This is a genomic window from Terriglobales bacterium (assembly GCA_035561515.1).
Taxonomy (GTDB): domain Bacteria; phylum Acidobacteriota; class Terriglobia; order Terriglobales; family Acidobacteriaceae; genus DATMXP01.
Genome location: DATMXP010000050.1, coordinates 24,110 through 38,493, shown reverse-complemented (window position 1 = coordinate 38,493; position 14,384 = coordinate 24,110). Strand labels below are relative to the sequence as shown.

At 55.7% G+C, this 14,384-nt stretch carries 16 protein-coding genes and 1 tRNA gene; 6 read left to right on the top strand and 11 right to left on the bottom strand.

The window, feature by feature from the left end; translation table 11 throughout:
- Positions 1 to 12: 12 nt before the first annotated feature.
- The 6 genes from VN577_21980 to VN577_21955 form a co-directional block, all read right to left on the bottom strand.
- Positions 13 to 1,059, bottom strand: a complete 1,047-nt coding sequence (locus tag VN577_21980; protein ID HWR17513.1) for a DUF481 domain-containing protein — start codon at positions 1,057 to 1,059, stop codon at positions 13 to 15.
- A 110-nt stretch (positions 1,060 to 1,169) separates the two neighbouring features.
- On the bottom strand, positions 1,170 to 1,577 hold the full coding sequence (gene mscL / locus VN577_21975) for a large conductance mechanosensitive channel protein MscL (protein ID HWR17512.1): 408 nt from the start codon (positions 1,575 to 1,577) through the stop codon (positions 1,170 to 1,172).
- Positions 1,578 to 1,637: 60 nt separating this feature from the next.
- On the bottom strand, positions 1,638 to 2,363 hold the full coding sequence (gene aqpZ / locus VN577_21970) for an aquaporin Z (GenBank protein ID HWR17511.1): 726 nt from the start codon (positions 2,361 to 2,363) through the stop codon (positions 1,638 to 1,640).
- Between the two features lie 48 nt (positions 2,364 to 2,411).
- Complete coding sequence (locus tag VN577_21965; GenBank protein ID HWR17510.1) at positions 2,412 to 2,822, bottom strand: YidB family protein; 411 nt, start codon at positions 2,820 to 2,822, stop codon at positions 2,412 to 2,414.
- Positions 2,823 to 3,130: 308 nt separating this feature from the next.
- Positions 3,131 to 3,382 carry a GlsB/YeaQ/YmgE family stress response membrane protein gene (locus VN577_21960; protein ID HWR17509.1) on the bottom strand — a complete coding sequence of 84 codons (252 nt, stop codon included), beginning with the start codon at positions 3,380 to 3,382 and terminating at the stop codon, positions 3,131 to 3,133.
- A 248-nt stretch (positions 3,383 to 3,630) separates the two neighbouring features.
- Entirely contained in the window at positions 3,631 to 4,161 is a 531-nt protein-coding gene (locus VN577_21955; GenBank protein HWR17508.1) for a hypothetical protein, read from the bottom strand.
- A 114-nt stretch (positions 4,162 to 4,275) separates the two neighbouring features.
- Between VN577_21955 and VN577_21950 the strand changes: the two genes are divergently transcribed.
- A complete protein-coding gene (locus VN577_21950) occupies positions 4,276 to 4,830 on the top strand; it encodes a helix-turn-helix transcriptional regulator (protein ID HWR17507.1) in 555 nt (184 codons plus the stop codon).
- Positions 4,831 to 4,872: 42 nt separating this feature from the next.
- Here VN577_21950 and VN577_21945 read toward each other — a convergent pair whose 3' ends face one another.
- From VN577_21945 to VN577_21935, 3 genes are all read right to left on the bottom strand, one after another.
- Positions 4,873 to 5,922 carry a medium chain dehydrogenase/reductase family protein gene (locus VN577_21945; GenBank protein ID HWR17506.1) on the bottom strand — a complete coding sequence of 350 codons (1,050 nt, stop codon included), beginning with the start codon at positions 5,920 to 5,922 and terminating at the stop codon, positions 4,873 to 4,875.
- A 436-nt stretch (positions 5,923 to 6,358) separates the two neighbouring features.
- Positions 6,359 to 6,745: a hypothetical protein gene (locus tag VN577_21940; GenBank protein ID HWR17505.1), complete on the bottom strand. Its 387-nt coding sequence runs from the start codon at positions 6,743 to 6,745 to the stop codon at positions 6,359 to 6,361.
- Positions 6,742 to 7,497, bottom strand: coding sequence for a hypothetical protein (locus VN577_21935; GenBank protein HWR17504.1), 756 nt, complete (start codon positions 7,495 to 7,497; stop codon positions 6,742 to 6,744). Before VN577_21935 ends, VN577_21940 begins: the two co-directional genes overlap by 4 nt.
- A gap of 166 nt (positions 7,498 to 7,663) precedes the next feature.
- Here VN577_21935 and VN577_21930 point away from each other — a divergent pair, with 166 nt between their 5' ends.
- Both VN577_21930 and VN577_21925 read left to right on the top strand, forming a co-directional pair.
- On the top strand, positions 7,664 to 8,155 hold the full coding sequence (locus tag VN577_21930; protein HWR17503.1) for a hypothetical protein: 492 nt from the start codon (positions 7,664 to 7,666) through the stop codon (positions 8,153 to 8,155).
- Positions 8,152 to 9,309 (top strand): hypothetical protein, encoded by a 1,158-nt coding sequence (locus tag VN577_21925; GenBank protein ID HWR17502.1) that lies wholly within the window; start codon positions 8,152 to 8,154, stop codon positions 9,307 to 9,309. The genes VN577_21930 and VN577_21925 overlap by 4 nt, the downstream gene beginning before the upstream one ends.
- Positions 9,310 to 9,340: 31 nt before the next feature.
- On the opposite strand, the gene VN577_21920 is transcribed toward VN577_21925, so the two are convergent.
- Positions 9,341 to 9,655: an Arc family DNA-binding protein gene (locus VN577_21920; GenBank protein ID HWR17501.1), complete on the bottom strand. Its 315-nt coding sequence runs from the start codon at positions 9,653 to 9,655 to the stop codon at positions 9,341 to 9,343.
- Positions 9,656 to 9,866: 211 nt separating this feature from the next.
- On the opposite strand from VN577_21920, the gene VN577_21915 reads away from it, so the two are divergent.
- Complete coding sequence (locus VN577_21915; GenBank protein ID HWR17500.1) at positions 9,867 to 10,091, top strand: hypothetical protein; 225 nt, start codon at positions 9,867 to 9,869, stop codon at positions 10,089 to 10,091.
- Between the two features lie 2,001 nt (positions 10,092 to 12,092).
- On the opposite strand, the gene VN577_21910 is transcribed toward VN577_21915, so the two are convergent.
- Positions 12,093 to 12,166, bottom strand: a tRNA-Gln gene (locus tag VN577_21910).
- Positions 12,167 to 12,312: 146 nt separating this feature from the next.
- On the opposite strand from VN577_21910, the gene VN577_21905 reads away from it, so the two are divergent.
- Together VN577_21905 and VN577_21900 are read left to right on the top strand one after the other, a co-directional pair.
- On the top strand, positions 12,313 to 13,932 hold the full coding sequence (locus VN577_21905; GenBank protein ID HWR17499.1) for a thiamine pyrophosphate-dependent enzyme: 1,620 nt from the start codon (positions 12,313 to 12,315) through the stop codon (positions 13,930 to 13,932).
- Positions 13,910 to 14,383, top strand: a complete 474-nt coding sequence (locus VN577_21900) for an indolepyruvate oxidoreductase subunit beta (protein ID HWR17498.1) — start codon at positions 13,910 to 13,912, stop codon at positions 14,381 to 14,383. Before VN577_21905 ends, VN577_21900 begins: the two co-directional genes overlap by 23 nt.
- Position 14,384 lies beyond the last annotated feature (1 nt).

Sequence of the window (14,384 nt, the reverse complement as noted above, 5' to 3'; positions counted from 1 at the left end):
CTCCTGTTGGAACTAGTGTGTGAACGAGATGTTGAGACCGGTTGTAAATAGAATGTCATTCTGCTTCTTGCCCGCTGGCGGGTTACTGACATAAATATCCCCGAAGGCGTTCTGCCAGCCCAGCCACTTGCTGAATTTGGTCACCGTCCCAAAGTTGAACGTCGCTCGGTAATCTCCTGTGCTGGTCAGGTTCGGATAGAAATACAGACTCTGCGTCAAAGATGTACTTGCCCTTAATTTGTGAAGTAGTTCTTCGCCCAGGGTCGCTGCTGCAAAGTTCCGGCTGAAGTCATCGTAATTCTCACGGGTGTAATTGACCCCGGATAGAAGATCCAGTGTGGTGGCCTCGCTCTTGATGACGTGGAACCCGAGACCGCCACCCAGAATCGTTCTGAGATTCAGGGTCTGCAAGCTGTCCGACTGAAAGTCCGCACTACCGAATCCGAATAAGCGTGCCGTGAAGTCGTGATCGTAGCGCAGGCCTCCTTGAATCGCATTTGCCGTTGTACTGGGAGTAGCGCCGGGAGCGTCGTTGGTCGCAAACACCGTGTTTGCGTAGAGTCCAAGTTTGTCGTTCAGCGTCTTGCGGGTGGCATTGAAGGCGAGTGCCAGGTTCTTGGTCTGACTGTTCCCACGTGTAAGAGCGAACCCAACGTTAGTCCCACCGGCCCAACCTTGCAGCAGGCCCGGATGCAGGGACTTGTCATAAGCGAGTTGTTCGGATTCGCTACGGATCTTGCTGACATCACTTCGTGGAGTTTCCACCGTTCCAGTTGACTTGGTACTGACGACGAGGTTGCCGTCCGTTGTTGAGACCGGCCCCGCTACCTTTTGGCCGTTTTTCAGCTCAACATGGAGCGGCTGCGAAGAAGTCAGCTCCCGAATCCCGTCCCACTGGATAGTCACATCACCAGCAAACTCGGTCTTGATAACCAAGCTTTTGGTGTCGGCTTTGACGATCGTTCCGGTGAGCCGGTCACCGTTCTTCAACGTCACCTGATCCGCTAGTAAGGAAGAAGGAAGAAACATGGCAAACAACAGGAAACCGAATAATCTCATAACTCCTCCTATCGCGATCAGCAGGAGCAAAGAGTGCTGGTTCTTTGCTCCTGCTGTCGGCGCAGTCCCCCGTGTCGGCGTCGTAAAACAATGTCTTAAGTCGTCGTTGTTTAGGCTGTCTGCGCCTCACCACACCATTTGCATTTTCGGGCTGAGATGCCGATCGTTTCCGTACAAGCTGGACAAGTCTTGGTTGTGGGGTCCGGCGGTGCCTGACCACGGGCTTGACGCGCCTTCCACGCGTTCATCGGAGCAACCATCGCGAAATAGACCGCAGCTGCCACCAATAAGAAGGCGATCAGGGCATTCAGGAACAAGCCGTACTTGACCTCACTCCCGTGCACGTTTGCGACAAAGGCCGAGAAATCCGGCTTGCCAACAACCGCCGCGATCAGCGGATTCAATACGTCAGTGACGAAAGAAGTGACGACCGAGCCGAATGCGGCACCGATCACCACCGCAACAGCGAGGTCAATGACATTACCTCGCATGATGAATTCCTTGAATCCCTTTAGCATGCGCATCCTCCGGTCATTTGAACAGGATCAGTACGATTCGTGTTTTCATGGAGTCCTCATCTAGCGTGCCGCAACTCGAACAGCCTTCGGCACGGGCTCTTCGGAAAAGACACCGTAAACAACCCCTGCGATGGCTGCACCGATGATTGGAGCAAGCCAGAACATCCAGAGCTGTGCTAGTGCCCAGCCGCCGACGAAGATTGCCTGACCGGTGCTTCGAGCCGGATTGACGGAGGTGTTGGTAACAGGAATACCGACAAGGTGGATCAACGTCAGACATAGGCCGATCGCGATTGGGGCCAAGCCTTGCGGTGCGCGCTTGTCAGTCGATCCAAGAATCACCATCAGGAAAAAGAATGTTAAAACGACTTCGGCGACTAGGCAGGCCAGCAGAGAGTATCCGCCGGGCGAATGAGCGCCATAGCCGTTTGTAGCAAACCCCGCAGCTGTGGAAAATCCTCCCTTGCCGGAGGCGATAACGAAGAGGGTCCCGGCGGCGGCAATTGCGCCAAGCACCTGCGCGACGATGTACGTAAATAGCTCAGCTCCAGGGAAGCGCTTTCCCACCCAAAGTCCGATTGAAACAGCAGGGTTGAGATGACATCCGGAGATATGTCCTATGGCGTATGCCATAGTGAGCACTGTCAAGCCGAAAGCGAGTGCGACGCCCAAAAACCCAATTCCTAGCTGCGGAAAAGCGGCAGCCAGAACCGCGCTGCCGCACCCTCCGAACACCAGCCAGAACGTACCTAGAAACTCCGCGACAGCACGTTTCGTGAGAGACATGGCGACCTCACTGAGTTTTGTATTGATCTTGCCTGGCCCGGGGTTGGACTACGAGAACAGTTTCCCTTTCAGCAGTTCCATTCCCTTCGACATCAGATCTCCTTCTGGCACCTCGCCGTTCGGAGTCAGTCGGTCAACGATCTGGGGAAGAAGTTGTGCAAGGCCTGTCTGGGCAGCCTCGGGTGAAATACCTGCTTTGGCTGCGATAGCTTGAACCTGATCGGAGCCGAGGGCGTTCTGTACCTGCTCAGGTGAAATCGCAAGGTTTTGGCCCGTGCTGATCCACGAATGAATAATGTCGCCTAGACCCTTGGCGGTGAACTGATGTGCCAGTCCCGAAATGCCTCCGCTCTGGCTGGATAGCATCGAGAGGACGGCAGATGCGAGAGAATTCTGGGAGTTGTCCTGTACTGGGGCAATGCCAGCTGCCTTATTGAGTACGTCATCCAGTAGACCCATATGCACCTCCACGATTTGCGCCAGGTCAGGAAAGCAACGTTCTGCTCAAGGATTTTGCTTCCTGATTACGTATCAAGTTCGGGCATGCGAATCTTGTCCCTTTTTGTATCGATTGTCTTCTGCAGTTCAGTACACAATTTCTCGACCACCCCGCGATCCGCAGCAGACAGCTCGGTTCGTTCAGCAACGAGCGTGCCCCCTCGAGCCTGTTTGGAATAGCCGGAGGTCAACTATGCCGCCAAAGTTACCCCTCTGTAGCTGAAGCGTCTGTGCGCAGGGTCACTACTACCGCGGTTACCTTATTGGCTCTACGCGGGGGACTTCTTGAAAAGTCGATATATAACCAGCAGAACGATCGCTCCAATGAGCGACATTATGAAACCAGCGGCCTGACCGGGCTGGTACCAACCAACTGCGCGGCCGAGGAATGTCGCAATAAACGATCCGGCAATTCCCAACAGCATCGTGATAATGAAGCCACCCGGGTCCTTGCCGGGCATGATGAACTTTGCGAGGGCTCCAACGACAAGGCCGATAATGGCCACCCACACGTAATGCATAAAGGCCTCCTAGTCGAGAGAACGAGATTGGAACGGCATCCTAGGCTCATTACGGCAAAGGATTATAGGCTGTCTCAGTTTTCCGTCAACAAATTTGGCTGGCTAGTCTGGCTGATCTGCGCTAACTTGTGACGAACCTCAGCAGTACCGGAAGTGACCCGAGGAAGCAATTCCCGGGTCATTTCCATTTATGCTTCTCGTGCCACAGATGTGTGCGGCTCGCTTGCCTGAGCCGCGCCAATCTCAGATCAGTCTTGATCGGCACTATCTTCTGGTTGTCGTTCCGGCGTGCCAGATGTTTGAACTTGTGCTGAGCGTACGTCTGATTGCGCGTATGCTGCCGCTGCATTATGGACATACACAAGTTTGCCGCCCGCATGACCAACTCGGACAGCCAGCCCGGCTACCGCGAAGGTCCCCGCAACTGTTGCAATAGCGAGCGCGCGAGCCACACGCGACTGGGGTATTAACACCAGCACTCCGACCGCAAGTGTCATGCCCACCGCCCAAACGAATTGTTCCGCAAACGCTTCATGCGTCTCAATTGCACGCTCTGCAACAACCCTCTCCACGCGCTCGCCCTCGCGTTCTCCGGTGTTCATAGCCAGGAGCCCCGCTGCTAGCAATATGGCTTGGAGGACTATGATCACCAGCCAAGCGCGAGGCTGAATCCTCTTTGTCCATAGTGCCCATGTGAATCCGATGGCCAGAATTGGGAGGATGAATGCTAGCCCAAGCGGCAGGTGTACGAGCGCGGGGTGGAGTGGTATAGATGACACGGTAAGTCTCCTCGTTCTAAATTGCGCCGTACCGAAAGGACGACGCTGCGATGCTGTTCAGATACCGCTTACGCACGCACTTGTCATCGCACGTATGAATGAAGGCCTAAATACATGAAAAATAGTGACGTTACAGAGCGTGATCATACGAACGTAGGATTAGGGCCGACGGGGTTTGCGGCGATTCTGTTCGGAGCAATCGCTGTCCTGATCGGATTTGACATCGTGGCAGATTACCGGTCAGGCACCCAATTTCGTCACGTTGCAGTCGAGGGGCTGGTGATGGCCCTGGCAATCGGTGGAGTGGCTACTCTCTGGCGTCGCTTTCGGATTGCTAGCCGGCGAGCAACCGAACTAACCATTGATATTGAGGCGGCACGTCGGGAGGCACAACGCTACCGAGAGGAAGCTGCCGAAGCTCTGAAGGGTCTCGGAGAAGCGATCGAGAAACAGTTCGTCCGTTGGGGGCTGACCCCCGCCGAGCGCGAAGTCGGCTTGCTGATCTTGAAAGGCCTCAGTCATAAAGAGATCGCCGGAATCAGATCCACAACTGAAACGACTATTCGACAGCAGGCACTCGGGGTATACCGCAAGTCAGGTGTCCGCAGCAGGACAGAACTGTCGGCCTATTTCTTGGAAGACTTGCTGTTGCCCGTGCAACAGCGATAGCGCTCCTAGCTTCGCGTCCCTTACCCACAAGCGATGATGATGCTACGGGGTAGTCAATGGGACGAGCACAATCTTACCCGTTACCCCTCCACTTCCAAGTATCTCTTGTGCCTTCCTCGCGTCGCGTAAATCAAGGCGCTGACTGATCAACGGTTTGATCTTTTGCTGCTGAAGTAGGTACAGCAGGAAAAGGAGGTCCTGTCGGAACCACGAAGGCCTAAGGCGTTTTAGCGTTTGGATGCTGTACGGCACCATCCGCTTGCGCCCTGGGCGAACCCAGCTCCGGAAAACATCGAGTCCGAGCTTGGCGGCTTCACGAAATTGATGACGCCCTCCTGGAGGACCCGAAGCAAGCCGCCCACGATCGAGAGAGGACGTGAAGCCATAAACCACTACTTTACCGCCATTCCGAAGAGCCTCGCGCGAACGCCACACGTGGCTGCCTCCGATCCCGTCAAAGACGATATCGACGCCCTCACTTGTAAGGCTTCGGATTTCCTTCACGAAATCCTGCTGCTTGTAATCAATTGGGGTCGCGCCCATGTCGGACACAACGGATGCGTTCTTCGATGAACACGTCCCGTACATCTTCAGTTCGGACAACCGTCCAAGCTGCAGCAGTGCTGATCCCACTCCGCCTGCCGCTCCATGAATTAGCACCGACTGTCCTGGTTTGACCTTCACCGAACGATGCATCATTTGATATGCCGTGATGTAGTTCAGGATGAGGCTCACCGTTTCGGCAGCATCCAAACCGCTCGGAACCGGCGTTAATTCACGCCGCCGGAGGCAAGCGTACTCCGCATACGCGCCGCTGATCGGCATCGCCGCCACAGTCTGCCCGATTTCGATGCCGGTTACTCCCCGGCCGAGGCTGTCGACCACTCCAACCAGGTCCCATCCTGGCGTGTAGGGAACCTCTGGGGTCTCGGGATGGAACCCTTCTCTTACCATTATGTCGGGCAAGGACACGCCAGCCGCCAGCACCTTGACGCGAACCTCGCCAGGTTTCGGTTCGGGACACGCCTCCTCGACAACTTGCAGTGCCTCAGGTCCGCCGTAGTGGGTGACGATAATCCGCGTGTTCTTCACACTGCACCTCCTCACGCAGGATGACCCGAATCGGAATGGCACAGCCTCTCGCAAAGGCGCGCCTATTTCAAGAGATTGCTTTTACTGCTTCGCTTCCCGTGCGTCTGCAGCTCAACGCAGACGCGTAAGCATAGGCTAATGGGTTGACGGTTTAGCACCTGTGCGGGCGCTTCGATGTAAACCGTTGAAAAAACTGAGTAGTTCACGGAACGGTGCCGCCTGGAGCTGATAGATGTTGTTGCGTCCTTGGCGCCGGACAGAAACCATGCCGGCCCTAAGCAACAGGGCGAGGGACTGCGAGACGGAAGCCCGGGAGCCGATCTTGATCCGTGAGTAAATCTCCGCGACCGATTGGGGCCCGCGGCGGCGAAGGATGTTGATTATCATGCGACACATGTAGCGGTCGAGTCACCCAGCGTGAAAAGGGACTCGAACCTCAGTCTTCAAGCTCCCACTGCTTCAAGTCACCCACAGGTCTTGGCAGGCGCCCCTCCAACCATTCTGCACATTGATCCGGAAGGAATTCTTTCTCCCGGCATTCGATAACCCACGACAGAAACTGCTCTGGGCCACCGTTCATATAGGGTGGTGGAGATACAGGCTTAAACACGGTTGGGAGCCTCTCTTCCAGCGAAACGTAGTTCAGAACGTGTCCGAGCTCTTGGACAACACGCCAAGCCAAAGGATGGTCTGTCTCAATCGTGAACTTAACCCACCAGCAACCATCTGCATCGGCTCCAGTCCCGATGTTCCCAGTAATCGCTGGCACTTTCTTGAGGTATTCAGTTAGCGGGTTGAACTCTACTTCGTCCTTGGTGATCACGGGACCTTCACGTCTTGGCGCTTATAGTTCGCCGGGGGCTGGTATTTCGATACGTCCGGCTCGCCGACCTTTACATTCTCCAGTTGATTGGTGAAAGTGCCCCGCGCAGGATCAGTGTTGGTCTCAAGAATCATGACTTTCAGTTCTGGTGAATACCAACATTCGCTGACGGAAACAGTCGGCCTGTCGCGATCGGAACGAGCTGGCACAGTGCGGGTGAGGCGAACACCATCGGCCGCGACTCCTTCGATGGTTTTTGTCCCGAGCTTCTCCATCTCGGAGTTCCGCGTCAAGGCGCTCATAAAGGGATTGGGCTGACGCCCGGAATTGTTGCCATCGTCCTTTGGCCAATGAACAACTTTTACCTGTTTGTCGCCCGAACTCCAGGTGGTATCTGTGTTAGCAACGGGATCGAAGATCCGGACGAGTACCTCGCTCTTCTCAACATCTTTGTCGCCGACGCGCGTTGTCCAGAAGCGTTCGCCCGCAATGAACTTGCGTCCTTTTCCGTCACGAGCCTCACTTTGAACTGCTTCACGCCGTTTAGTTGTACCGTCCGCGTTCAACTCCGTCGTGATAACCCGACGTAGGCCAGAATACGGAGCATTCAGGACCGGATTACCACCATCATCTGCAACGCCAGCGCAGTAGATACCGCGATCAGCTTGCGCAAGCGCCATTGGCGTGATCGCGAAGAAAGTGGTGCAGACTACCGCATTTACCAGGCGTCGGAGGCGTAGGCTGTTCGACATAATGGTGTGTGTATCACAATCCGTCGAGGATTGCAGTGAATTCTCCCAAAGCGCAAAACCTTCACTGGACGCGGTGGTTCGGTGTTAGTAAACTTCAGCTTCCCCCGCTAACTGCTCTGGCGTGAAGACGAAGACGAGCTTCGATCTAGACCTATTACGAGACGGAATGCCCGGCCTGACGGCTGCTAACGGCAGCGTACTGGCCGAAGCGGCATCAGTTTGTCTCGAAGATCAGTCCCACCACACCGGTGTAATCGTTGTTGTAGACGGGTCCCAAGCTGACAACTTGACTCTCACCTGGGATGCTGTAACTGATCAGCAGCGCAGAACGTATGCTGATCTACAAGAAGCAACCGAATGGGGCGCCTGTGGTATCGGGATCATTGCTGTGTGTAAACAGACCGGGCAAGTGGTCGTTGAACGCTCCCGGAAAGGCACAGGATTCGATTACTGGTTTGGAGAAGAAGATGACGATCTGTTCCAGAACAAAACCCGTTTCGAATCATCAGGTATCCTCAACGGCGACGGCTCCGTTATTGGCACGAGAGTCAAGCAGAAGTTGGAGCAGGTAAAGGCTTCCTCACACACGGGAACACCGGCGTACGTATCTGTCGTTGAGTTCAGCGGGCCGCGTGCTCGCGTGGTTATAGGAAAGTGAATCACACGAAAGACCTTCATCGAGCGGCGATGCAGCTATTGGATGACGCGCTTGCGGCGCGTCAACGGGGAGACATGGAACAATCCATGTCACTTCAGAAGCTTGCTCTCGAAAAGGAAAGGGCAGCTGCCGATTCGGTTGCAGGCAATTTGGACCAGGAGCCGACTCGAAGCATTCTTCATAGAAGTGCCGCCACTATTGCGCTAGATGCTGGTGAATACGCCCTGGCTGAGCATTTGATTTGCCGCGCCCTGATTGGGCGCCCTACCTCCGACATCGCCGAAGAGCTAAGAGATTTGCTCGAACAGGTTTACTTCCGTCGGCACCTCAGTCTGAGGGGCATCGAGCTTGAGAACGACGAGTTTCAAATGTCAATCAGTGGCACTGATGTGGGCTACGGGATCACTCGAACCGATACGTTCTTGCAGCGTGTATCCAGCGTAGAAAAGCTCCTATACCGCACCGCAGAACGAAAGTTGCAGCGACCATACCGGTCTGCTGGAGCGGTGGCCAAGAAGTTCAAGGATGAACTCGAGGTATACCTTTCTGTTCCTCGGGCAGCCAGCTTCGCTGTCAGCTTCAAGTTAGGCAGGAGCCTCCAGATTCAGTTTGAGGGCCTGTCCTTTGCAGAGCGAGTCGTCGATGAGGTGCTCGAGTGCTTTTCGATCTTCAATTCGGCTAGGGAGCGGGAGCTGCGCGAGCGAATACCTGATCCCGCCTACTACACGAATTTCGTTGGGCTTGCACGCTCCATCGCGCCAGATGGCAAAGAGATCAAGGTTGTAGGCTTCACCTCTGTGCGACAAGGCAAAGCGCAGGAAGTGGCCCTTACGCTTGATCAATCGAGGGTGCCGCTTCAGATGCTGACAGCGGTTCCCCCAACACCAGGGGGAGAGCCTCCTCGGGTTCGCGTCGAAGGCCGACTTGCATTTGCAGACGCTCTTCGCCCTGACAAAAGTCAGATCAAAGTCTCACCAGCGAAGGGCAGGCCGGTGACGATCATCGTCCCTGAAGGGATGATGGACGACATTGTGAGGCCACTCTGGGACACTGACGTCATCGTCACGGCTGTTCGAGACGGCAAAGACCTAAAACTCGTTGAGATTGACCCCGCCAGCGCCGATTCAAACGACGCCGACAGTGAACCAATTTAGCACGTCGTTATTGGGTCGCTAGGGACAAGGTTCACCACGACCTTTGCTCCGACCTAATTTCCTCAAGAAGCTCCAAATCGCTTATGCCGATGCCAATCGAAGGCGCCGGGGCCTTAGCAACCGGCTGCTGATCCGCCGGCCGCAGCAGCTGGGGGAGGATGGCCTTAAGCGATTGCACGACGACATCGGTCTTCGACACGTGATGGGCTGACGCGGCTTCTCGGAGTTGCTCGCGAATCTGCTTCGGTAGGCGGAACGCCGCCATCTGAGGGTCGTCCTCGTCCTGACGCAGGCTAATCCCTACGACTATCGCTTTAAGGATGTCGTTTTCGTGATGTTGTGCCATTAAGTGCTCCATGTAGATGGGACGATCATCAGTAGCTTTCCACGCAGTATGGCGCTAGCTAACCAACGCTCATAGTGACAAGACCTGTTCGCCTGGCAGTGCGGGTCTGTCTATACGGCTGTATGCAGTCCGTATTCGTCATCGTATAACACTAGTATTATCAATCACTTACACGCAAATACCTCTTGCAATCGGTCTCGAACTCTCTATCATGCAGTCCACTGCCGCCGTGACTACCAGCCCAGATCACCGGAAGCAACGACGAGGAAAAAGCGATGTACATCTCGACGTTGCGAACCTGACGTTGTCAGACGACCTGCTCAAAGGTCTGATCGACGATTGGATCGGTCCGACGCTCGTTCGTTCGTACGCACGCATGAGCGTCGAACCCCGAGCGGAAACTGCGGACGACAAGTCACAAACCACAGCGGCATAACAGTGAAGGAGAGGAAATTGTGAGAGCGGCAATCTACGCCCGATCTGCACAAGAAGACCGAACCGCGATCGAGCGCCAACTCGTTGCTTGTAGGGTGCGAGCTGGCGAACTCGGACTGTCGATCGATGAATCGCAGATATATGTCGATTGCGGTGTGCCCGGAAACAACCTTGAACGGCTGAGGCAGTTGCAGAAGTTGATGTCAGCGGCCGAGTCCGTTCCACGACCATTTGACTACGTCTTATTTACTGACGTTTCTCGCTTGGGCAGGGACCTGTTAGGAGTTATTCGCCTCCTAGATCGGTTATCGAGCGCCGGCGTAACCACACATCACACACAAGGAGGGCGAAATGAGGGTGGCAATATATGCGCGCTACTCGTCGGACTTGCAACGACCGACGTCGATTGAGGACCAAGTCCACCAATGTCGCCGAGAAGCGGCGGCACGCGGTTGGGCAGTGATGGACGAATTCGTACGGGCAGATTCGGAGGTTTCTGGAGCAACACTGAACCAGCGCGATGCACTAGCATCCTTGCTCGACGACGCAAAGAAGCGACCAGGTCCGCCATTCGACTACTTGTTCATTGACGATACTTCTCGTCTGGGCCGCAACCTAACCGACGTCTTGAGGATCAGCGAAGTACTTAGACACGCGGGTGTGTTCCTCTATTTCGTCAGCCAGCGGCTCGACTCCCGTGATACACGAACGTTCCGACAACTCTTGATCGTGAACGGCATGATGGATGAGCAATACCTAGTTGGTCTCGCCGACAAGGTTCATCGAGGCCAAGAAGGTCGCGTCTTGAAAGGCTTTGTCGCCGGTGGTCGTTGTTATGGTTACCGCAACATCGCCATCGAGGATCTTTCCAGGATGGGCGAATACGGCAGGCCGGCAATTATTGGCGTAAAGCAAGAGGTGAACGAAGCCGAGGCCGTGGTCGTCCGACGAATGTTCGATCTGTATGGAAGTGGTCGCGCGAGCCTGTCAAAGATCGCGAAGATCTTCAATCGGGAGAACATTCCTCCCCCGAGACCGCGAACCGGATTTGATCCGGGATGGACACACAACGGGATTAGGGACATGCTCCGAAATGAGCGGTACATTGGCATGGTGGTGTGGAACCGAACAAAGGCAGTGTTGAATCCCGAGACTCGCCTTTGGACGTACGAGATGCGCCCCGAAAGTGAGTGGATCAGAGTACCGACACCGCACCTGAGAATCGTCAGCGACGAGCAGTGGAAGGCGGTGCAAGCGCACATCAGTCGAATCAATGAAAAGTACGGGTACAAGAGAGTCGGCGGCTTCGGGAAGGCCAAGCGCGACTATCTGTTCAGCGGACTATTGAAGTGCGGAATATGCGGCCGCTTCATGGTCATTGTTTGTGGCAGTGGCGTTTACGCTGCATACGGCTGCCCAGCACATAAGAACAAGGGGATTTGCCCAAATGATCAGACGATCAAACACACCGATCTAGAAGATCAGTTGCTAACCTACATCATTAAGCGTGTGCTTAGTCCAGAGTCTTTGGAGTATGCAACAGAGGTATTCCTCCGAAGGATCAGGCACGACCTGGCGGAAGCGGAACGACAGGCCTCTAGAAACCAAAGCGACGGACCTAGGCTCAAACAACAATTGCTCAAGCTCCAAACAGAAGCCCGTAACATCACCGATGCTATAGCCGCTCAAGGGCACCACAGATCCCCCACACTACTTGCACGGCTCACTCAAGTCGAAGCGGAGGTGGAAGCTATCCAGGACAGACTGAACAGGCCCGTCTTTAAGGCGCCCAACATCTCGGAAGAGGAGATCCGCAAGTTCGTTATTGGGTGTGCCGGCGAGTTTGAACGTCTTTTGCTTGGGAATAGGCTCGAAGTTAAACAGGCTCTACAGGCTCATCTGACAGCCTTCGTATTGACGCCCAGGAAAACGGAAAGCGGCTGCGTATTCGAGGTTCGGGGAGAGGCAGATCTCTTCTCGGATCTATCTAGTGAAATGCTGTTGGCTGCCCCCCAGGGATTCGAACCCCGATATGCTGATCCAGAGTCAGCTGTCCTGCCGTTGAACGAGGGGGCAGCACCTGCTTTTCACTATAACTGACACAGGAATATGGGTCAAACCTGTACAGGTTCAGGCTCTGATGCCGCATTTGTGACGTAAGTCCTACCGTTGTTTCCGGCCGTTTGTTCCCCTATGGAGTGCGCCAAACCGGCGCGACTCGTATGACGACCGGAACAGAGCAAATCACTCAGTTATTAAGCGGAGACGAAGCCGTAGCGCTCGCCGCATTCGATGCCGGACTGGCGCTTGGAACCGGGTATCCGGGAACGCCTTCGACGGAAATCCTTGAGTATCTCGATCACCTGGGCGGCAAGGCACAGTGGGCGCCGAACGAAAAGGTGGCGCTGGAAGTGGCGATTGGCGTGGCGTTCGCCGGCGGACGGGCGATTGCGACCATGAAACATGTGGGCCTGAATGTTGCTGCCGATCCGCTCTTTACCGTGGCCTACATGGATGTTAAAGGCGCACTGGTGATCGTATCGGCCGACGATCCCGGGATGGCGTCGAGCCAGAACGAGCAGGACAACCGCCGGTATGCCGTCGCTGCCGGCGTCCCGATGTTTGAGCCTTCGGACTCGCAGGAGGCCTACGACTTCACACTGAAAGCCATTGAAGTCTCCGAGCGCTGGAGCGTGCCCGTCCTGCTGCGATTGACGACACGGGTTTGCCATTCCAAGACGCTGGTGAAGCGGGCCGATCCGGGGACGATCAAGCCGGCGCCGAAGCCTCACTACGAGCACGACCTGAAGACGCACGTGATGATTCCGGCGCACGCGCGTCCGGCACACCAGCGATTGCGGGCGAAACTGGCGCAAATGGCGGAGTGGAACGAGCAGGATGGTCCGAACCAGTTGGTACCGGGATATACCTCGTTGGGGATCATTACCTCGGGGATTTCGTATCAGCATGTGCGCGAGGCTGCACCGGATGCGAGTGTGTTGAAGTTGGGCATGACGTATCCGCTGCCGCTTGAGTTAGTGCGGAAGTTTGCGGCGAGCGTTGAGCGGTGCGTGGTGGTGGAGGAGGGGGATCCGTACCTGGTTGAAGGTGCGCGGATGGCGGGGATCAACGTTGAGAATAAACCGGAGATGTATCGCTTCGGGGAGCTGAATGTAAATCGCGTCCGGCGCATTATCAGCGGCGACACTTCGCCGGAACCCAAGCCGTTGCCGGGTAAGCCGCCGGCGTTGTGTCCGGGATGCCCTCACCGGAATGCGTATACCGGCCTGAAAGACCTGGACACCATTGTTGCCGGAGACATCGGTTGCTATTCGCTCGGTGTGCTGCCGCCGTTCGAGGCGATGCACATTTCGGTTTGCATGGGAGCGTCGCTGGGCGTGGCCCTGGGCATGCGCCATGTGCTTCCGCCGGAACAGGCAAAGCGAGTAGTGAGCGTGATCGGTGATAGCACCTTTATTCATAGCGGTATCACCGGGGTGGTGGAGATGGTGTATAACCCGCCGCCGACGGGGCACGTGCTGGTGATCCTCGATAACGGGATTACGGCGATGACCGGCATGCAGGAGCATCCGGCGACCGGGCGCACGCTGGATCACGCTCGTACCGGTAAGGTGGTGTTGGAAGATTTGTGTCGCGCGCTCGGTGTGAAGAACGTGCATGTGATCGACGGGACCATGGATCCGATGGGCCTGGAAAAGCTGATTAAGGAAGCGATCGAGAAACCCGAGTTGACGATAATTGTGAACCGTCGCGCATGCCTGCTGGCCGCTAAGGCAATCAAGGAATACGAGAGGATCAATGAACAGCAACCGTGTAACTAACATAGTGGTCGCCGGACTGGGCGGGCAGGGCGTACTGAAGGCGTCCGACATTATTGCTGACGTGGCATTCGCGGCCGGACTGGACGTGAAGAAGAGCGAAGTACACGGCATGAGCCAGCGCGGCGGATCGGTGGCGAGCGACGTCAGGTTCGGTGAAAAGGTCTTCAGTCCGATGGTGCCGGAAGGCGAGGCGGATTTCCTGATCGTCATCTCCGAGGACCAGGTTCCGGTGAACCAGCACATGCTAAAGAAGTCGGGGCTGGTGATCGATCCCACGAAAATCGACGTGAACCAGCTTCGGAACAAGAAGAGCGTGAACGTGGCGCTCATCGGTATGCTCAGCCGTCACCTGCAGTTTCCGGAAGACGCATGGGTCGTTGCGCTGAAGAAGAACCTGCCCGAACCGCTGATCGAAGCCAACTTGCAGGCGTTCAACTTGGGAAGGGGATAAG